Source organism: Streptomyces sp. NPDC025806, assembly GCF_055558275.1.
In genome coordinates this window covers 92,582-111,996 of record NZ_JBVHMU010000001.1, presented here as the reverse complement: position 1 = coordinate 111,996, position 19,415 = coordinate 92,582, and the positions used below count along the sequence as shown (strand labels likewise).

At 70.8% G+C, this 19,415-nt stretch carries 18 protein-coding genes; 9 read left to right on the top strand and 9 right to left on the bottom strand.

Features of this window, described 5'->3' with window-relative positions:
- From ACZ4E1_RS00505 to ACZ4E1_RS00490, 4 genes are all read right to left on the bottom strand, one after another.
- Complete coding sequence (locus ACZ4E1_RS00505) at positions 1–807, bottom strand: MlaE family ABC transporter permease (protein ID WP_467534462.1); 807 nt, start codon at positions 805–807, stop codon at positions 1–3.
- Positions 808–814: 7 nt separating this feature from the next.
- Complete coding sequence (locus tag ACZ4E1_RS00500) at positions 815–1,585, bottom strand: MlaE family ABC transporter permease (protein WP_467534460.1); 771 nt, start codon at positions 1,583–1,585, stop codon at positions 815–817.
- A gap of 97 nt (positions 1,586–1,682) precedes the next feature.
- Complete coding sequence (locus tag ACZ4E1_RS00495) at positions 1,683–2,684, bottom strand: ABC transporter ATP-binding protein (protein ID WP_467534458.1); 1,002 nt, start codon at positions 2,682–2,684, stop codon at positions 1,683–1,685.
- A 325-nt stretch (positions 2,685–3,009) separates the two neighbouring features.
- Positions 3,010–3,945: a hypothetical protein gene (locus ACZ4E1_RS00490; protein ID WP_467534456.1), complete on the bottom strand. Its 936-nt coding sequence runs from the start codon at positions 3,943–3,945 to the stop codon at positions 3,010–3,012.
- Positions 3,946–4,333: 388 nt separating this feature from the next.
- Between ACZ4E1_RS00490 and ACZ4E1_RS00485 the strand changes: the two genes are divergently transcribed.
- The 3 genes from ACZ4E1_RS00485 (at position 4,334) to ACZ4E1_RS00475 (ending at position 8,029) form a co-directional block, all read left to right on the top strand.
- Positions 4,334–4,936 (top strand): hypothetical protein, encoded by a 603-nt coding sequence (locus tag ACZ4E1_RS00485; protein ID WP_467534454.1) that lies wholly within the window; start codon positions 4,334–4,336, stop codon positions 4,934–4,936.
- Between the two features lie 117 nt (positions 4,937–5,053).
- On the top strand, positions 5,054–6,574 hold the full coding sequence (locus ACZ4E1_RS00480; protein WP_467534452.1) for a DUF6801 domain-containing protein: 1,521 nt from the start codon (positions 5,054–5,056) through the stop codon (positions 6,572–6,574).
- Between the two features lie 198 nt (positions 6,575–6,772).
- Positions 6,773–8,029: a PucR-like N-terminal domain-containing protein gene (locus tag ACZ4E1_RS00475; RefSeq protein WP_467534450.1), complete on the top strand. Its 1,257-nt coding sequence runs from the start codon at positions 6,773–6,775 to the stop codon at positions 8,027–8,029.
- On the opposite strand, the gene ACZ4E1_RS00470 is transcribed toward ACZ4E1_RS00475, so the two are convergent.
- A complete protein-coding gene (locus ACZ4E1_RS00470) occupies positions 7,981–9,993 on the bottom strand; it encodes a bifunctional glycosyltransferase 87/phosphatase PAP2 family protein (protein WP_467535373.1) in 2,013 nt (670 codons plus the stop codon). The genes ACZ4E1_RS00475 and ACZ4E1_RS00470 overlap by 49 nt on opposite strands.
- 604 nt (positions 9,994–10,597) lie before the next feature.
- Between ACZ4E1_RS00470 and ACZ4E1_RS00465 the strand changes: the two genes are divergently transcribed.
- The 3 genes from ACZ4E1_RS00465 (at position 10,598) to ACZ4E1_RS00455 (ending at position 14,008) form a co-directional block, all read left to right on the top strand.
- On the top strand, positions 10,598–12,004 hold the full coding sequence (locus tag ACZ4E1_RS00465; protein ID WP_467534448.1) for an MFS transporter: 1,407 nt from the start codon (positions 10,598–10,600) through the stop codon (positions 12,002–12,004).
- Positions 12,005–12,194: 190 nt separating this feature from the next.
- Entirely contained in the window at positions 12,195–13,313 is a 1,119-nt protein-coding gene (locus ACZ4E1_RS00460; RefSeq protein WP_467534446.1) for a DUF2330 domain-containing protein, read from the top strand.
- Between the two features lie 5 nt (positions 13,314–13,318).
- On the top strand, positions 13,319–14,008 hold the full coding sequence (locus tag ACZ4E1_RS00455; protein WP_467534444.1) for an O-methyltransferase: 690 nt from the start codon (positions 13,319–13,321) through the stop codon (positions 14,006–14,008).
- 7 nt (positions 14,009–14,015) lie between these two features.
- Here the strand turns inward: ACZ4E1_RS00455 and ACZ4E1_RS00450 are convergent, their stop codons facing one another.
- Positions 14,016–14,417, bottom strand: a complete 402-nt coding sequence (locus tag ACZ4E1_RS00450) for an FHA domain-containing protein (protein ID WP_467534442.1) — start codon at positions 14,415–14,417, stop codon at positions 14,016–14,018.
- A 101-nt stretch (positions 14,418–14,518) separates the two neighbouring features.
- On the opposite strand from ACZ4E1_RS00450, the gene ACZ4E1_RS00445 reads away from it, so the two are divergent.
- Together ACZ4E1_RS00445 and ACZ4E1_RS00440 are read left to right on the top strand one after the other, a co-directional pair.
- Positions 14,519–14,920 (top strand): DnaJ family domain-containing protein, encoded by a 402-nt coding sequence (locus ACZ4E1_RS00445; RefSeq protein ID WP_467534440.1) that lies wholly within the window; start codon positions 14,519–14,521, stop codon positions 14,918–14,920.
- A gap of 30 nt (positions 14,921–14,950) precedes the next feature.
- Positions 14,951–15,283 carry an antibiotic biosynthesis monooxygenase family protein gene (locus tag ACZ4E1_RS00440; RefSeq protein WP_467534438.1) on the top strand — a complete coding sequence of 111 codons (333 nt, stop codon included), beginning with the start codon at positions 14,951–14,953 and terminating at the stop codon, positions 15,281–15,283.
- A 4-nt stretch (positions 15,284–15,287) separates the two neighbouring features.
- On the opposite strand, the gene ACZ4E1_RS00435 is transcribed toward ACZ4E1_RS00440, so the two are convergent.
- Positions 15,288–16,124 (bottom strand): peptidoglycan-binding domain-containing protein, encoded by an 837-nt coding sequence (locus ACZ4E1_RS00435; protein WP_467534436.1) that lies wholly within the window; start codon positions 16,122–16,124, stop codon positions 15,288–15,290.
- A 169-nt stretch (positions 16,125–16,293) separates the two neighbouring features.
- Here ACZ4E1_RS00435 and ACZ4E1_RS00430 point away from each other — a divergent pair, with 169 nt between their 5' ends.
- Entirely contained in the window at positions 16,294–18,399 is a 2,106-nt protein-coding gene (locus tag ACZ4E1_RS00430; protein WP_467534434.1) for a DHA2 family efflux MFS transporter permease subunit, read from the top strand.
- A gap of 34 nt (positions 18,400–18,433) precedes the next feature.
- Here the strand turns inward: ACZ4E1_RS00430 and ACZ4E1_RS00425 are convergent, their stop codons facing one another.
- Together ACZ4E1_RS00425 and ACZ4E1_RS00420 are read right to left on the bottom strand one after the other, a co-directional pair.
- Positions 18,434–18,940: a GNAT family N-acetyltransferase gene (locus ACZ4E1_RS00425; protein ID WP_467534432.1), complete on the bottom strand. Its 507-nt coding sequence runs from the start codon at positions 18,938–18,940 to the stop codon at positions 18,434–18,436.
- 70 nt (positions 18,941–19,010) lie between these two features.
- Positions 19,011–19,400, bottom strand: a complete 390-nt coding sequence (locus tag ACZ4E1_RS00420; RefSeq protein ID WP_467534430.1) for a VOC family protein — start codon at positions 19,398–19,400, stop codon at positions 19,011–19,013.
- Between the last annotated feature and the right edge of the window lie 15 nt (positions 19,401–19,415).

The window sequence follows — 19,415 nt, the reverse complement described above, 5'->3', positions numbered from 1 at the left end:
TCAGCCCGCCACCTTCACGGTCGTCGTGGCGCCCCAGAGCGCCAGCGAGAGGAAGAAGTCGGTGACGGAGATCAGCACGATGGCGTTCCGCACGGACCGCCCGACCGCGATCCCGACCCCGGCCGGTCCCCCGCTCGCCCGGAACCCGTAGTAGCAGTGGGCGACGATCACCATCACGCTGAAGATCAGCACTTTCAGCACCGACAGGATCACGTCCGTGGGCGACAGGAAGAGGTTGAAGTAGTGGTCGTACGTGCCCTGCGACTGCCCGTTGAAGACGGTGGTGACGAGGCGGGAGGCGAGGTAGGAGGAGAGCAGGCCGATCGCGTAGAGCGGGATGATGGCGACGACGCCGGCGATGATCCGGGTGGTCACGAGGTACGGCATGGACCGCACGCCCATCCCTTCGAGCGCGTCCACCTCCTCGTTGATCCGCATGGCGCCGAGCTGCGCGGTGAAGCCGGCGCCGACGGTGGCGGACAGGGCGAGTCCGGCGACGAGCGGGGCGATCTCGCGGGTGTTGAAGTACGCGGAGACGAAGCCGGTGAAGGCGGCGGTGCCGATCTGGTCCAGGGCGGCGTAGCCCTGGAGGCCGACGACGGTGCCGGTGGCGGCGGTCATCGCGATCATCACGCCGATGGTGCCGCCGATGACGCCGAGTCCGCCGGAGCCGAAGGCGACCTCGGCGAGCAGCCGCTGCACCTCCTTGGTGTAGCGCCGCAGCGTGCGCGGGATCCACACCAAGGCCCGTATGTAGAAGAGGAGTTGGTCGCCACCACGGTCGAGCCAGACGAGGGGGGAGGTCATGACGGGCTCAGCCTCCCTTCGGCGGAACGATCTGGAGGTAGATGCCGGTCATCACGGTGTTCACGAAGAAGAGCAGGATGAAGGTGATGACGACGGACTGGTTCACGGCGTCACCGACGCCCTTGGGTCCGCCGCGTGGATTGAGCCCCCGGTAGGCGGCCACGATCCCGGCGATGAACCCGAAGATGAGGGCCTTCAGCTCGCTGATGTAGAGGTCGGGCAGCTGGGCGAGCGCGGAGAAGCTCTGGAGGTACGCGCCCGGGGTGCCGCCCTGAAGGACGATGTTGAAGAAGTACCCGCCGAGGGTGCCGACGACGGAGACCATGCCGTTGAGCAGCACGGCGACGGACATGGTGGCGAGGACGCGCGGCACGACGAGCCGCTGCACGGGCGAGACGCCCATGACGGTCATGGCGTCGAGCTCCTCACGGATCTTCCGCGAGCCGAGGTCGGCGCAGATGGCGGATCCGCCGGCGCCGGCGATGAGCAGGGCGACGATGAGCGGGCTGGCCTGCTGGATGACGGCCAGCACGCTGGCGCCGCCGGTGAACGACTGGGCACCCAACTGCTGGGTGAGCGAGCCGACTTGGAGCGCGATGACGGCACCGAACGGGATCGACACGAGCGCCGCCGGCAGGATCGTCACACTGGCGACGAACCAGAACTGCTCGATGAACTCCCGGAATTGGAACGGCCGCCGGAAGACAGCCCGCGCGACCTGAAGCGCGAGCGCGAACAGCCGGCCCGTCTGGCGCAGAGGGGAAAGCAACACACTCATGCCATCAGCCCCGTAAGGGGCGCGGGGAACTGCGCGACCAGCCACGACGCACGCGTCACCCGCGCACGAGACCTCGACCCGCTACGGCGATGAGGCATCAGACAGCCCCCTTCGCCCCGGGCAGTACCACGGTCGGCTCAAGCGGCTCCGCCCCGTACGTGGCCCGAATCGCCGCCTGCGCGGTTTCCGGCAAGCTGGGCAGCATCTTCAGCACCCGCTCCCGGCGCCGGGCGACGGCCGCCCGCTCCCCGAGCCCGGGCGAGGGCTGGAGCTGCGGCACGAGCTCGCGCGGCGCGCTGCTCTGGACGGCCCCCTCAGCGGCCAGCGTCGCGGCGTCCTTCTCCTCGGACATGCCGATCGGCCCGACCACGTCCGCGGTGAGGAACTGCCGGACCACCGGCTCCTCGCTGGTCAGCAGAACCTCCCGCGGCCCGAAGGTGACCAGGTTCCGCCGGTAGAGCATCCCCATGTTGTCGGGCATGGTCGCCGCGATGTCGAGGTTGTGGGTGACGACGAGCATGGTCGCGTCGATCTGTGTGTTCAGGTCGATGAGCAGCTGCGAGAGGAAGGCGGTCCGCACGGGATCGAGCCCGGAGTCCGGCTCGTCGCAGAGGATGATCTGCGGGTCGAGCACGAGGGCCCGGGCGAGCCCGGCCCGCTTGCGCATGCCGCCGCTGATCTCACCGGGGAGCTTGCCCTCGGCGCCCAACAGGCCGACCACGTCGATCCGTTCCATCACGATGCGACGGATCTCGGACTCCTTCTTCTTCGTGTGCTCGCGCAGCGGGAACGCGATGTTGTCGAAGAGGTTCATGGAGCCGAACAGGGCGCCGTCCTGGAACATGAGCCCGAACAGCTTGCGGGCCTCCATGATGTCCCGTTCGGGGCTGCGGGCCATGTCCACGCCGTCGACCAGGACCCGGCCGCGCTCGGGCTTGAGCAGCCCGATCAGCGACTTCAGGAAGACGGTCTTGCCGGTACCGGAGGGCCCGAGCATGACGCTGACCTCACCGGCGGGCAGGGTGAGGCTGACGTCCTGCCAGATGTTCTGCCGGCCGAAGGACTTGGTCAGCCCTTCGACCTTCACTTCGATTCCCATCGCTTCTCACCTTCAGCGAGCGAACTCGGCAGCGCACGGTAATTCGCTTCATACGTGCCGGACAAGATCTCGGAGCGGCCGCCCCGAATCTTCCTGGAAACTTGTCATCCAGTGACAAAGGGAGGGTTCTCCTCGCGTTCTCCTCTGTCGGAGGATGAGTGAAAAAGTGGATCACGGCGGGACCCCGGTCCATCGGGGGTACGGTGGAATTCGAGGCCCCGCCGCGCATACGCCGGCCGAGAAGGATTTCGGCGTTACGGCCCAGTAACCTCGGGGAGCAATACCGGTTCGCCAAGTTTCCCGAGAATTGCCGTCCGACCGCGGATCACTTGACCGCGGAGTGCCAGTACTGGGAGAAGACCTTGCCCTGGTTCGGTGCGGCGGCGCCCGGGTCGTTCAGGGTGCCGAGGTAGGTCGAGGCGCTGTTGAGGACGACGCGGTTGGTGCCCGAGGCCGCGGGGAGGCCGGACTTGAGGTTGACGGCCCAGTTGAACGCGCCGACGCCCAGGGGGCCGCAGCCGCTCGCGCCCGGCGCGGCGAAGGTGACGTCCTGCTGGTTCGCTCCGGTCAGGGCGAGGCGGCCGAACGGACCGGCGGGGTCGGGTGTCCCGTCGGAGGCGGCGCTGTCGGCGCCGACGGTCGGCACGGCGGCGTTCGCGGGCTTCAGCACGATGGGCGCGGACTTGGTGCCGATGTAGCAGTTGCTGCCGAGGAACGGGTTCTGGAGGTGGATGCGGACCGGGATCGAGATGATCGGCTGCCCCTCCGAGACCCCGGCGAGCAGCTGGAAGTCGGAGGGGGTGCCGACGGATTCGACGGTCGCGACCACCCGGTTCAGGGTGTTGTCGGTGATCTGCCCGCAGACCTCACTGATGACGGGGATGCTGCTCGGGCACATCAGGCCGAGCAGGCCGCCCGGCAGCTCGGCGGGGTCGGCCACGAGGGCGCCGTCCGCCGGGGCGATCACCGTGTTGGTGCCGTCGGCGTGCGTGATGATGCCGGCCTGGAGGTCGGTCTTCCCGGTCGGTACGACGGAGCTGCCGAGCTTGATGACTCCGGCGGCCGAGCTGGAGGAGATGCACGTCGCCTGGTTGTCGATGCCGTCGGCGGCCAGCATGGCGGCGTTGTCGACGGGGCAGCGGCTGAACGGCGCCCAGTTCCCGTTCAGCTGGGTGCCGGCCGCGGAGGAGGTGCCGATGGAGGCGATCGTGGCCAGGGCCGCCGTCGCGCCGACGACGGACGCGCGTCTGAGAATGGCCATGCCGGTTTCCCTTCTCGTAGGGGATGCGAGCCCGGACGTTACTGACGGGAAACCTTTCGCACAATGGGCCTTGCTGACAGTTCTTCAACTACCTGCGCGTTTGTCAGTGAGTGAGTGATTCCGCTCGGCACGTGCTCACTCGGCGAGCGTTTGACCCCGCCTGCCGGGAAATCCTCACTCGCGAACAAGAGAAATGACGCGTCCTGTATCCGCGGAGACAAGAAAGGCGGCCTATTCAGATCCTTACGAGGAACCTCGGACTTTCCCATTGCGGCCGTCGGTTACTTGCTCGTAACGTCCGTTGCCGTAGTTGCGTCACGGTCGCGTCGCCGCCCTGCGGCCACGCTCAGTCCGACCCACCCTCGCCCGTTCTTCCGGAGGAACTGCTGTGCGCAGAATCGTCCGCAACACCGCCCTGGCCACCGCCGCGCTCGCCTCGGCCCTCGGCCTCTCCATCTCATCGGCCTCGGCGACCGCCCTGGCCACATACACGGTCACGCCCGGCGGGACCTTCACGGCCAACGCCACCAGCCCGAAGCTGAAGGTCGGCACCACCACCCTGACCTGTGCCTCGTCGCAGGCGACGGGCACCCTGAAGAGCGGTTCCGGCCTCGCCGGTGCCCAGATCGGCTCCATCACCGGCCTGACCTTCACCAACTGTGCGGTCGCCGGTATCCCGTTCACGGTCGCCAGTGCGGCGTCGACCACCACGCCGTTCTACATCAACGCCACGGGCACGACGCCGAACCACATCGACGGCGACATCAGCAACATCAACGCCACGATCAGCGGCACCGGCTGCAAGGCGACGTTCGCCGGCACCACCACCGGCTACTACGAGAACACCTCGAACTCGCTGAACATCGTCGGCGGCGGCACCCTCGCCGCGCAGGCGGGCGCGAGCTGCCTCGGTCTGATCACCGCCGGCGCACACGCCGACTTCCTGGCGAAGTACGTGCTCACCAGCGGGCAGACGATCACCTCTCCGTGACCCCGTAGCCCCTCTCAGCCCGCCGCCGGGCCCTCACTCGGCGGCGGGCGCGCACGCGTTCCGCGGGGCAGGGCCGGCGTCGGGTGACAGAACAGGACTTCAGGAGGCAGGGACCAGATGAAGGTGATCGGAGAGGGGGCCCGGCCCCGCACCCGGCGCACGGTGCGGGTGGCGTCCGTCGCCTCGGCCGCGCTGGTCGCCGGGCTGCTGTCCGGCTCCGGCTCACAGGCCGACGAACAGCCGCCCGCCGCCGTCGAGTTGGCCTACGCGTGCGATCTGCCTCCGGCCGCGGGCGCCGACGCGACGGCCGCGCCGAAGAAGCTGGACGTCACGGTGAAGGTCTCCACCCAGCTGCCGAGAACGGCCGTCACGGGGCAGCCGATCAAGGCGGGCCCCGTGCAGGTGCAGACGACACTTCCGCGCGCCGAACTGGCCGGACTGCTGCCCGCCGGCAGCCGGCTTTCGAGCGAGGCGTCCCTCGGCGTCGAGGTGCGGCAGAACAAGGACACGGCGGATGCCACGTGGTCCGGCCTCGGCGCACGGGCCACCATGCCCGCGGAGGGCGACGATCTGGTGCTGACGCACACGGGCGATGTTCCGTCCGTCACGGTCGGCTCACCGGGGGACATCGAACTGGCCGCGGGCGGCCTGCTCCTGACCGTGACCCCCGAGTCCGGCAGCCCCGTCACCGCCACCTGCTCACCGGCCGAGGACACCGATCCCCTCCTGGCCCGCGTCGCCGTCCCCGGGGACCCGTCGGCGGACCCTGACGCCCCCTCACCCTCGGGGTCCCCCTCCGGGCCAGGGCGCGAGGACGCTAGCGGCGGCGTCACCGTCGAACCGCAGGACAAGCCGAAGGCGGCCGCGGCCACGTGCGGGGAACGGCCGACCGGCGACCCGGACCTCAGCCAGGTGCCGATGCCCCCGGGCGAGCCGTTCGTGACCCCCCTGCCCGGCTTCCGCGGCTGCGCCTACGCCGTCGGCCTGGCCACGGTCCGCAAGCAGAACGGCTCGATGATCATCAACGCCCCGACCGCGTCACCCGCTCTGATGAACGTCGCCGGCGCCATCCAGGTCTCCAGTTACGTGGATCCGGACACGGAAAAGAACTACATCCGTCTCGACTCCGTCGGCGAACTCAAGCTCCCGGAAGCGGATTCGACCTTCCTGGGCTTCGGCTTCGCCCCCGTGTCGGCGAAGGTGGCGTTCGAGACCGGCCTGGTCACGATCGGCACGGGCAACCTGAACGCGCCATTCGAGGCGTTCGCCGTGGTGACGTTCAAGCAGTCCCTCCACATCCGCTCGGTGAAGGTCAACGGGACCACGCTCCCCGTCGGCCCCGACTGCCGTACGGAGAAGCCGTTCCGCGTCACCCTGCGTGGCACCTTCGCCGAGGACGGCTCCGGCACCTACACCAATGTGTACGAGGGCGGCCTCCTGACCGGCAAGGTCTCGATCCCCGCCTTCACCGGTTGCGGAACCGGCGGCGAGAACCTCAACGCCCTGTTCACCGCGTCCATCAGCGGGCCGGACAACCTCATCAGCATGAATCAGGCCCCGTTGTGCGCCCCCGACCCCGACATGAACTTCGGCTGCCCGCCGGTCGTCCCCGCCCTCCCCCCGTTCAAGACGCCGTGACCGGCCGGGGGCGCACCGCCACTTCTCAGCCACATCACACACCGCCGACGATCAAACGCTGCACAACTGATGTACAACGTACAGTCGTTGTTCTACCTTCATAGGCCACATTGGTACGCACCTGGCGGGCGGACGACGCACGGCGCGCCGTCCGGCCCGGCCCCCACCCGGCGCTCGGACAAGCGAGGAAAGGCGGCCATGCCCCTGCCTGCGCACATCACGGAGCCAGAGGACCCGATCGGGCCCCTGCCCCGCGAGTTCGCCGCGATCATCCGGCCCGAACTCCCGGGCCTCATCAAGGAGATCCGGGTCGAGGTCACCCGCGCCTACCCGGAGTACGCCCATCTGCTGAACGGGCCGAGCGGAGCCACCATCCGGCACGGCGTGGAGCACGCCCTGTCCGCGTTCGTCGACCGTGTCGCCGACCCCCACGCCTCCTCCGTCGTCCGCGACGAACTCCTGCGCAAGTTCGGCCGCGTCGAGGCCTACGAGGGCCGCGACCTGGAAACCCTCCAGAGCGCCTACCGGCTCGGCGCCCGCGTCGCCCTGCGCCGCGCCAAGACCATCGGCCGCCGCTACGACCTCTCCCCCAGCCTCCTCCTCACCTTCGCCGACGCCCTGTTCGCGTACATCGACGAGCTGGGAGCGCTCTCACGCGAGGGCTACATGGAGGTCCAGTCGAAGTCCGGCTCGGCCCTCGAAACACTCCGAAGACGGTTACTCCATCTTCTCCTCGCCGGCACCCCGCTCACCCACGCCACCATCAACGAGCTGTGTGACCAGGCCCGTTGGCCGCTCCCCGAACAAGCCACCCTCGTCGCCCTGCGCGCCCCGGCGCCGCACTCCATCCAGGCCGACCTGCACCCCGACGTCCTCGCCGACCTCGGCGCCCCGCAGCCGCATCTCCTGATCCCCGGCCCGCTCACCCCCGAGCGCCGCGCCATGCTGGAATCGGCCACGTACGGCACCCCGATCGCGATCGGCCTCCCGCTCGCCACCGCACAGGCCGCCGACTCTCTCCGCTGGGCCCGCCGCACCCTTCAGCTCGTCGACGACGACATCGTTGCCGACGCCCCGGTCCTCGACACGGCCGACCACCTCGTGACCCTGTGGCTGCTCTCCGACCCGGCCCTCGTCACCGAGATCGCGACCCGCGAACTGGCCCCGCTCGACAAGTCCACCGGCACCCGCCGCGCCCGCCTCGTGGAGACCCTCCACGCCTGGCTCACCACCCGCGGCACCGCCGAGCAGGTGGGCGACACCCTGGGCGTCCACGCCCAGACGGTCCGCTACCGCCTCCGCAACCTGGAGGCCCACTTCAACGGTCAACTCGACGACGCCGACCGCCGGTTCGCCATGGAGGCGGCGCTCCGGGCGCTGCACCTCAACGACAAGGGCACCCCGGCTCAGCCCACGAAGGCGCCCCGGTCACTGTCCGACCGCGGCTCCGGCTGAGCCGGGCGGGCCCTGACCGTTCTGGCGCGGGGCCCTTGAAGCACGTACGTCAGAAGGAAGCCGAGGCCCACGACCACCGCGCCGCCGACCGCGTCGAGGACCCAGTGGTTGCCCGTCGCGACGATCGCGGACACCGTGAACAGCGGGTGGAGGAGGGCGAGCGCCTTCAGCCACCACTGACGGGCCAGGATCGCGATCACGATGCCGCACCACAGGGACCAGCCGAAGTGCAGCGACGGCATCGCGGCGTACTGGTTGGTGAGCTGCGTGAGGGTGCCGTAGTCCGGCTTGGTGAAGTCCTGGACGCCGTGGACCGTGTCGATGAAGCCGAGGCCCGGCATCAGGCGCGGCGGGGCGAGCGGGTAGGCCCAGAAGCCGATCAGGGCGAGGAGGGTCGCGAAGCCGAGCGCGGCGCGGCCCCAGCGGTACTCGGCGGGGCGGCGCACGTACATGAAGCCGAGGACCGCGAGCGGGACGATGAAGTGGAAGGTCGTGTAGTAGAAGTTGAAGAAGTCCTTCAGCCAGGGGAGTTGCGTGGCGACCGTGTGGTTGACGGCGTGCTCGACGTCGAGGCCGAGGAACTTCTCGACGGTGTGGACCTGGCCGCCGTGGGCCTCGGCGGTCGCACGGCCGCCGGAGATCGTGCCGCCCGTCGCGGCGAGGCGGACCTGCTGGTAGGCGGAGTAGCCGACGCGGATCAGGATGAGTTCGAGGATCAGGTTCGGGCGGTCCACGACCCGGCGCAGGAACGGCAGGAGCGGGACGTGCTTCCAGCGGGCCGGGGCCTGGGCGGCGTACTCGACGGGGGCGGGGGTCGCGTACAGGGGTGAGGTGCGCGGGAGGAAGGGGACCGCCACGGCCGCGGCGAGGGCGGCGATCAGGACGACGTTGTCCCGGACCGGCTCCAGGAACGTCATGTTCGGCAGCATCATCGTCGCGGGCAGGGTGAGCGCGAGGACGACGAGGACCGGCCACATGTAGCGGTCCGAGGCCCGCTTGCCGACACGGCCGACGACCGCGAGCAGGACCCACAGGAGCTGGTGCTGCCAGGTCGTCGGCGAGACGGCGACCGCGACGCAGCCGGTGACGGCGACCGCGAGCAGGAGCTGCCCGTCGCGGGCGTACCGGACGGCGCGGCGCAGGCCGAGGACGGTGACGGCGGCGCCGAGCGCGAGGAAGAGGGCGATCTCGCCGGGACCCTCCAGGCCGAGGCGGAGCAGCATGCCGTGCAGGGACTGGTTCGCGGTGGCGGCCGGGTCTGCGGCGAGTCCGGCGCCGGCGATGTGGTGGATCCAGTACGTCCAGGAGTCCTGCGGCATGACAGCCCAGGCGAGGAGCGTGGCCGCGCCGAACGTGCCGAGGGTGGTCGTGGCGGCCTGCCGGCGGCCGGTGAACCAGAGCAGCGGGGCGAAGAGGAGGACCGTCGGCTGGAGTGCGGCGGCGGCGCCGATGAGGACGCCCGAGGCCTTCTCGCCGGGGACGACGAAGCAGCCGAGCAGCACGAGGAGGACCGGGATGATGCTGGTCTGGCCGGTGGTGAAGGTGTTGCGGACCGGCAGGGACAGCATGAGGAGACTGATCGCGACGGGGGCCGCGAGCAGGGAGGTGCGGCGGGCGACGGGCTGCGGGAGGGCGCGGGCGGCGATCAGCCCGAGGGCGACGACGAGCGCGAGGGAGCCGAAGGTCCAGCCCCAGCCGAGGGCCTGTTCGGCGGCGATGGAGAAGGGCCTGAGGACGAGCCCGGAGAACGGGGTGCCGGTGAAGCGGTCGGTGCCGTCGGCGCCTTCGTAGAGGGAGCCGCTGACGTGCAGGACGCCCTCGGGGCCGATCCAGGTCTCCAGGTCGGTGAGGCGTTCGCCGCGCGGGGTGGACAGGACGGCGACGAGCTGCCGGGTCGCGAGGAGTGCGGCGAGCAGCCACAGGAGGGCGCGGGCGGCGGTGAGCCGGCCCGTGTCGTCGGTGATGCCGGCCGGGAGGGCGGTGGCGCCGGGTCTGCCGAGGGCGCCGGAGGTGCCCTGGGGGCCTGGGGAGCCGTGGGTACCGCCCGCCGGTCCCGTTCCGCGCCCTGTGATCCGTCGTCCTGCCCGCTCCGCGTTCGCCACGTGCCGTCGGCCTCCAGCCGCCTGTCTCGGCACCCGCGCACGGCGAGCGCCCGTTCCGTCCTTGAATCCTCCTCCGTGGACCTTTCGGCGTCCTCTTCAGAGGTTCGCACCGTCCCGTACCGAGAGACGCGGGCTGCCGCCGTTTCACCTGACTTCGACCTGTTTCCGGCCGGAAGGCGGCACTTCGGGCCCGATTCATGGCGTGCGGATCGCGTGGTGATTGCGTGCCACATCACGCGCTAATTGCGTGCTACATGGATCGGTTCCGCGACAAACCTCACAGGAAGCCTGATCGCGAAGGCGCGCCCGCTCCCGCGTTTCCCCAGGCCAGGCCGGTTATCACCACGGAGCGCTGCGGAGCGAACACTACCCGTTACCGCCCGGTGCGCCCCTATCGTCCCTTCAGGGCCGTTCCACGTGAACGGCCTTTGCCCTTGTCCCCCACGAAAGGCAGGCGAGCGAGACCTTGTCGTCCACTCTCTCCGTCGCCCCCGGTACCAGCAGGTCCGGAGCCTCCCCGGCACCGGACCGCCGCACCACCGCCGAGCAGCAAGACGTCACCGTCACCGACCCGTCCCTCGTCAAGCGGGCGGTCAAGGCGGCAGCGCTCGGCAACGCGATGGAGTGGTTCGACTTCGGTGTCTACGGCTACCTGACCGCGACCCTGGGGCACGTCTTCTTCCCGACGGCGTCCAGCACCGCGCAGGTCCTGTCCACGCTCGGCACCTTCGCCGCGGCCTTCCTGGTCCGCCCCATCGGCGGCGCCTTCTTCGGCCCGCTCGGCGACCGCATCGGCCGGCAGCGCGTCCTCGCCATCACCATGATCATGATGGCGGCGGGCACCTTCGCGATCGGCCTGATCCCCTCCTACAACACCATCGGCGTGTGGGCGCCCGTGCTGCTGATCGTGGCGCGCATGGTGCAGGGCTTCTCGACGGGCGGTGAGTACGGCGGCGCGTGCACCTTCATCGCCGAGTACGCGCCCGACAAGCGCCGCGGCTTCTTCGGCTCGTTCCTCGAGTTCGGCACGCTCATCGGCTACGTGGCGGGCGCGGGCCTGGCCACCGCCCTGACGACGCTCATGTCCTCCGGCGACCTGTACGGCTGGGGCTGGCGCATCCCGTTCCTCATCGCCGGTCCGATCGGCCTGGTCGGCCTGTACGTGCGGATGAAGCTGGAGGAGACCCCGGCCTTCCAGAAGCTCGCGGAGGAGGCCGAGGCCAAGCAGAAGGCGCAGCCCAAGCCGAAGCTGCGCGAGATGTTCGTCGGCAAGGGCGCGGGCAACGCCATGATGCTGTGCATCGCGCTGGTCCTCGTCTTCAACGTCACCGACTACATGCTGCTGTCGTACATGCCGACCTTCCTCAGCGAGGAGCTGGGCTACGACGCGACGCACGGCACGCTGATCCTCATCGGCGTGATGGTCCTGATGATGTGCGTGCAGATCCCGATGGGCGCCGCCAACGACCGCTTCGGTCACCGCAAGGTCATCGGCGCGGCCTGCGTCGGCTTCGTCCTGCTGTCCGTCCCGGCCGTCCTGCTCATCCGCGCCGGTTCGACCTGGTCCATCGCGCTCGGCCTCGCGGCACTGGGTCTGCTCCTGGTCGGCTTCACGTCCTCGATGCCGTCGGCGCTCCCGGCCCTCTTCCCGACGAAGGTCCGCTACGGCTCCCTGTCGGTCGGCTTCAACATCTCCGTGTCCCTGTTCGGCGGCACGACCCCGCTGGTCGCCGCCGCGCTCATCGCGGCCACGGGGAACCTGATGATCCCGGCGTACTACATGATGGCCGCGGCCGTCATCGGCGGCATCGCGGCCTGGCGCATGCGCGAAAGCGCAGGCAAGCCGCTCCCGGGTTCGGCTCCGGCGGTCTGATTTCGGCTGGGGTAATGCGCCCCGAAGGGGGCGCGGGGAACTGCGCGCTCAGCCACGACGAGAGCCGCAGACGCATCTGCTCATGACCACGCAGACGCGTCTGCGGCTTTTCTCGCCTACCCGCGGAGCGCTCCGCAACAGCCCCGTAACGACGGGAACCCGCCCCGACGATCACTCCGTCGGAACGGACATGCAGACCAACCGGGCCCGAGCCGCACTGATCATCGTGGCCGCACTGATGTTCCAGCTCCTAGCGGTGAGCGCCCCCGCAAATGCGTGCGGCTGCGGAGCCATGGTCCCCAGCCGAGGCCAGATCTCCGTGGACGACGAGACCTCGGTGCTCCGCTGGGACGGCCGCACGGAACAGATCGTGATGCGCCTCGCGGTCCACGGCAGCGCCCACGACGCGGCGTGGGTGATGCCCGTCCCGCACCGCGCCACCGTGAAGCTCGGCGACGTCGCCCTGTTCGACGACCTGACCCTGGCGACCGCCCCCGAGGTCCGCACCCGGCACTACTTCTGGCCCCGCGACGACGACTGGCCCTTCGACGGCGGCGCCGGAGACGGCGCCGCCGCCACCCCGTCCGCCGCCGGTTCCGGCGTCGGCGTCGTGGGCCGCGAGCGCCTCGGCCCCTTCGACGTCGCCCGGCTCACCGCCACCGACCCGGACGCGCTGGCCGACTGGCTGCACGACAACGGCTTCGAACTGCCCGCCCGCCTCGACCGCGCCCTGCGCCCCTACGTCGACCAGGGCTGGGAGTACGTGGCGGTCCGCCTCGCCCCGGCCACCGCCGACCACCTCCCGATGACCGGCCGCCTCGACCCGCTGCACCTGACCTTCGCCAGCGAGCGCCCCGTCTACCCGATGCGGCTGTCCCGCCTGGCCCGCACCGAACAGCACCTCAACCTGTACGTGCTCGCCGGCCACCGCATGGAGCCCCGCTCGGCGATCGGCGGCGCCGCACCCCGGATGACGTACGCCGGGAAGGTCACGAACGTCCAGGGCCCGCTCGCCGAGTTCGCCACCGGCACCCCGTACCTGACCGCGTACACCCAGGACTTCCCGACCCCGTCGGCGATCGACGGCGACCACGAGCTGCGCCGCGCCGCCGACGACACCCCGTACCGGCAGGTCGAGTACGAGGACGAGCTGCTCACCGTCGGACCGGACCTGCCCGTGTGGCTCCTGACCGTGCTCGGCGGACTCGCCGCGGTCGCGACGACGGTGATCCTGCTCGTGGTCCGCGCCCGGCGCCGGCGACCCGTCGTCCCGCCTGCCCCCGTGCAGGCGCCGCCGCCCCTACGCTGACGGACATGACGACAGACTCCCCGGCAGCCCGCCAGCCCGATGTCGCAACCGCTGTCGACGCCTACCTCAGCGAACTCCTCGCACCCGCCGACGAGACCCTCGCCGCGGCCCTCGCCGACAGCGAGGCCGCCGGTCTCCCCCGGATCAACGTCTCGGCCACCAACGGAAAGCTCCTGCACCTGCTGGCCCTCACCCAGGGGGCCCGGCGCATCCTGGAGATCGGCACGCTCGGCGGCTACAGCACCATCTGGCTGGCCCGCGCGCTGCCCGCCGACGGTGCGCTGATCAGCCTGGAGTACAGCGCGAAGCACGCGGAGGTGGCGCGGACCAACCTGGCCCGCGCCGGCCTCGACAAGACGGTCGAGGTGCGGGTCGGCGCGGCGCTCGACTCGCTGCCGGTGCTCGCCGACGAGGGCCACGTCTTCGACCTGGTCTTCATCGACGCGGACAAGGCGAACAACCCGAACTACCTGGAGTGGGCGGTGAAGCTGACCCGCCCGGGCAGCCTGATCGTCGTCGACAACGTCGTGCGCGGCGGCCGCGTCGTCGACCCGGACGACACGGAGCCGGACATCACCGGCACCCGCGCCGCTCTCAAGTTCCTCTCCGAGCACCCGAAGCTGGACGCGACCGCGATCCAGACGGTCGGCGTGAAGGGCTACGACGGCTTCGCGCTGGCCCGCGTGAAGGACTGACGCCCGATCAGTTCTCCTGGTAGAAGCCCACGTTGACGCTGCGCGGCCCGCTCCGGTCGAGGACGACGACCTCACCGGACGCGCCGCGCGGCAGCTCGACGGCCCCGCCGTACGGGACGGGCTGCCCGGGCCCCTGCGGGCTGCCGAACCGCACCCGCACCTCCGACGCCGGGTCGTCCTGCGAACCGCGCAGCCACTCCACGCACCACTCGCCGCCGGGCCCGCACCGGAACTCCAGATGCACCCGCGACACGAACAGCCAGTCGTCGGGCGTCAGGAGCCGGCACTGGGCGGCGTCCCGCCCCACGCGCAGCACGGCACCCGGCACACTGTCCGCCTCGGCCATCACCATCCCGGCCGTGGCCCCCGCGTCCGCGCCACCCACCGTGGCCATGGTCAGTTCGAGCACCGCACTCCCCCAAGCGTTCCGCACTGTTCCGCCCGGCCTGATGTTCGGCCGGGACGCCGCGCATCATAGGCCGCCGGCGCCGCCTCTGGGACACTGTTCCCATGACCGAACGCAAACCACCCGGCGTCAGCTTCGAGTCATTCGTCGACCAGCAGATCCGTGCCGCGGAGCGACGCGGTGACTTCTCCTCGCTGCCCGGCGCCGGCAAGCCGCTCGACACCTCGCCCGACACCCTCTACGACGAGAACTGGTGGGTGAAGCAGAAGCTCGCCCGCGAGGGCTTCTCCGTCCTGCCACCCTCCCTGGAACTGCGCAAGGAAGCCGAGGACACCCTGGCCGCGATCATGTCGGCCCCCTCGGAGCGCGTCGTGCGCACCCGCATGACGGAACTCAACGACAAGATCCGCGACATGATGTTCAAGCCGCCGCCGGGCCCGCCCCTCGGCCTGAAGCCCTACGACGTGGACGAGATCGTGGAGCGCTGGCGGCAGGCCCGCGGCTGACGCGTCCGGCGGGTGCGGCAGGATGACGCCATGAGCGTAGTGAAGATCAACGTCCTGACCGTCCCCGCCGAGCAGCGCGAGGTCCTGGAGAAGCGGTTCGCGTCGCGGGCCGGTGCCGTGGAGAACTCCGACGGCTTCGAATGGTTTGAGCTCCTCCGTCCCATCGAAGGGACTGACGATTACCTGGTCTACACGCGCTGGCGTGACGAGGAGTCGTTCCAGGCCTGGATGGAGGGCCCGATGAAGGCCGCCCACCAAGGCGGCCCGCAGGGCGGCGGCGAGCGCCCGAAGCCCGCCGCGTCCGGTTCCACGGTGTGGTCCTTCGAGGTCGTGCAGCAGGCGGCACCGAAGAACCAGGCCTGACGGTCTAGCCGCTGGTCTCCGACTCCAGCATGGCCCGCGTCGCGGCGTCGTACGCGCCCGGCGTACGGGTCTGGATGCCCCGGGCCACCTGGTAGCGGCGCACGGCCCATTCCGTCGGGCTGTTGTAGTTGCCGTTCGGCTCGCCCGTGTAGAGGTTGAGCTGCTGGAGGCGGCGCTGGAGTTCGGAGACCTCCGGGCCGCGGTCGCCGCGGCTGAGGGTGCCGGACCCGGCGCCCCACTCCTCCCGCTCGGAGCGGGAGGGGCTCGGCGCGGTGCTGGTCCGCTCCTCGCCCGGGGTGGGGCTCGCACTGGTGCGGCTCGGGGTCGGTGACGGCGACGCCGAGGCGCTCACCGAGGCCGACGCGGAGCTGGAGGCGGAGGCGGACGCCGACGGCGCGGAGGACTCCGGGGACGGCGCCCCGGACGTCGTACCGGGAGCGGACGAGGCGACCAGGTCCGACGGATGCGTCTCGTCGGCCGTGACCTTCGAGGAGTCACCGCCCGAGGTGACCAGCACCGTGACGAGCGCCGCCACACTCAGCACCCCCGCCACGGCGGCGAGCAGCGCCACGGGCGCCTTGCGGCGCTGCGGCTCCTCCGGTTCCGGATCGTCGCGCTCCGCGTCCGGCACCGCGCGCTGCGGCGGCAGCGGCGCGGGCGTGTACGGGACGGACGCGCGCGGCGGCGCGGGCTCCTCCGGCTCGGGCAGCGTGACGTAGGGGCGTACCCGCAGCGGACCGAATCCTTCCGCCTCCCCCAGGTCCTGCCCCGGGCCGGTGCCCGGGTGGTTCGTCTCTTCGTGGTCGTTGCCGAACTGGTCGCTCACCGTGCTGTTCCCCATCCCCTGAGCGTTGTCCGCATTATGCAGACCGTATGGAGAACGTGTGGTGTCGGTCCGGGGAAGACGGACACCGCACCTTGGACTCAACAGGCCAAAACAGGGCACAGCCACCAGGATGGAGGAGTCAGCTCTCCGGCCGGTCCGGGCCGAAGGGCCCGTGGAGGTGGCCATGAGCACCCAGGACAGCGGCACTCAGGACGGTGAAACTCGCGGCGGCGCCACCGCCACGGGCGGGGCCCGTACGCACGGGCCCGTCCCGGACGACACGGCGAAGAGCGGCAGCGTCCTGGTGTCCATCGGCGCGCTGCTCCTCGGGATGCTGCTCGCCGCGCTCGACCAGACGATCGTCTCCACCGCCCTGCCGACCATCGTCAGCGACCTCGGCGGCCTCGACCATCTGTCCTGGGTGGTCACCGCGTACATGCTCGCGTCGACGGCCGCGACCCCGCTGTGGGGCAAGCTCGGCGACCAGTACGGGCGCAAGAAGCTCTTCCAGATCGCGATCGTGATCTTCCTGATCGGTTCGGCCCTGTGCGGCGTCGCGCAGAACATGCCGCAGCTCATCGGCTTCCGGGCGCTCCAGGGGCTGGGCGGCGGCGGCCTGATGGTGCTGTCGATGGCGATCGTCGGCGACATCGTGTCGCCGCGCGAACGCGGCAAGTACCAGGGCCTGTTCGGCGCGGTCTTCGGTGCGACGAGCGTCCTCGGCCCGCTGCTCGGCGGACTGTTCACGGAGCATCTGAGCTGGCGCTGGGTGTTCTACGTGAACCTGCCGATCGGGGTCGTCGCGCTCGCCGTGATCGCCGCAGCGCTGCACATCCCGGTCCGCGCCCGCAAGCACCGCATCGACTACCTCGGCACGTTCCTCATCGCGTCCGTCGCGACCTGCCTCGTGCTCGTCGCCTCGCTGGGCGGCACCACGTGGGACTGGGGTTCGGCGCAGATCGTCGGGCTCGCCGTGCTGGGCGTGCTGCTCGCGGTCGTGTTCGTGTTCGTCGAGTTCCGGGCGGCGGAGCCGGTGCTGCCGATGAAGCTGTTCCGGGTGCGGACGTTCACGCTGTCCGCCGTGATCAGTTTCGTGGTGGGCTTCGCCATGTTCGGCGCGATGACGTACCTGCCGACGTTCCTCCAGGTCGTGCACGGGGTGTCGCCGACCATGTCGGGTGTGCACATGCTGCCGATGGTGTTCGGGCTGCTGATCGCGTCCACCGGCTCCGGGCAGATCGTCAGCCGCACCGGCCGCTGGAAGGTCTTCCCCGTCGTCGGCACCGCCGTCACCGCGCTCGGCCTGCTGCTCCTGCACAACCTCGACGAGAACAGCTCGACCCTGGAGATGAGCGGCTACTTCCTCGTCTTCGGCTTCGGGCTCGGCCTCGTCATGCAGGTGCTCGTCCTGATCGTGCAGAACGCGGTCCCGTACGAGGATCTGGGCGTCGCCACCTCGGGCGCCACGTTCTTCCGCTCCATCGGCGCCTCGTTCGGCGTCGCGATCTTCGGCACGATCTTCACCAACCGGCTGGCCACGAAGCTCACCGACGCCCTGGCCGGACAGCCGCTGCCGCCCGGCGTGAGCCCCGAGTCGCTCGGCGCGGACCCGCGCGGCATCGCCGGCCTGCCGCCCGCGCTCCAGCCCCAGGTCCTGCACGCCTACTCGTCGTCGATCACCGACGTCTTCCTGTACGCGGCGCCGGTCGCGCTGCTCGCGTTCGTCCTGTCCTGGTTCCTGCGCGAGGACAAGCTCCGCGCCTCCGTGACCGCCCCCGACACCACCGAGACCCTCGCCTCCAACCCCGTGGAGCGGTCCTCGTACGACGAGTGCGCGCGGGCGCTCTCCGCGCTCGGGACGCGGGAGGGGCGCCGGGCCATCTACGAGAAGATCACGGCCCGCGCGGGCGAGGACCTGCTGCCGGCCGCGAGCTGGCTGGTGCTGCGGATCAACCGGTACGGCTGGGCCGAGCCGTCCGCGCTCGCCGAGCGCAGTCGCGTGCCGCTCCCGGTGATCATCGCGGCGGCCCGGCAGGTCGAGGAGCGGCGCCTCGCGCGGCGCGAGGGGCTCGACCTGGTGCTGACCGAGCAGGGCCGCGAGGTCGCGGGGCGGCTGGCGAAGGCCCGCGAGGAGTCCCTCGCGGAGCTGCTCGGCGACTGGTGGGGCCCGGAGCGCCCGACCGACCTCGACCGGCTCGTCGCCGAGCTCAACACGGAGATGTGCGGCTCGGACGAGGAGCGGCCGCACGACGGGCGGCAGGAGCGCGGGCGGGCCGGGCTGGCCGCCTGACCTCCGCCGCGCTCACGCCGCGCTCACGCCGCGCTCACGCCGCGCGGAGATCCTTGCTGAACCAGTGCTCGGCGTAGAGGGCGTCGTTGAACGCCTCGGTCTCCGCGTACCCGAGCCGGGCGTACAGGGCGCGGGCCTCCACCAGGTCGGTGCGAGTATCGAGCCGGATCAGCTCGGCACCCAGGTCGCGGGCCGCGTCCTCGGCGGCGGCCACGAGACGGGCGGCGCCGCCGGTGCCGCGCAGGTCCGCGCGCACGTAGACCCGGGTCAGCTCGGCCGTGCCGGCGTCGGCGAGCCACACCCCGGCCATACCGGCGGGCTCGCCCCGGTACCGGCCCACGAGGAGCCGGCCCTTCGGCGGCGTCAGATGGTCACCGGGGTCGGCGGCGATCTCCCGCTCCAGCTCGTCGGCGTCCGTGTCGCGGCCCTCGTACCGCTGGTACCAGCGGTCGCTCACCTCGGTGTAGTACGCGCGCCAGAGCGCGAGCGCGTCGGGCGAGTCATGGGGCTCGGCGGCGATGGTCCAGCTGGCGTCAGGCATCCCCGATGATGTTCCGCCCCCGGGGTGTCCCCGCAACCGGTTATTCCGGCCCCGGCACCGAGAACTCAGGTCAGTCGAGACAGAACTCGTTGCCCTCGATGTCCTGCATCGTCAGGCACGACTCGTTCTCCTCGTCGGCCAGCTGAAGCAGCACGCGCGTCGCCCCGAGCTTCTCCAGACGGGCCTCCTCGGCCAGGATCACGGCGAGCCGCTCCTCACCGACGAGCCCCTTGCCGACCCGGACGTCGAGGTGCACGCGGTTCTTGACGACCTTGCCCTCGGGGACGCGCTGGAAGTACATGCGCGGGCCCTGTCCGGTGGGGTCGGAGGCCGCGGCCCAGGAGTCGTCCCCGTCCTCGTCGACCGTCGGCACGTACCCCATCACCTCGCACCAGAACCGGGCTACGCGCACCGGCTCGGCGCAGTCGAAGGTGACCTGGATTTCCTTGATCGACGTCATCGGGCCATCGTAGGA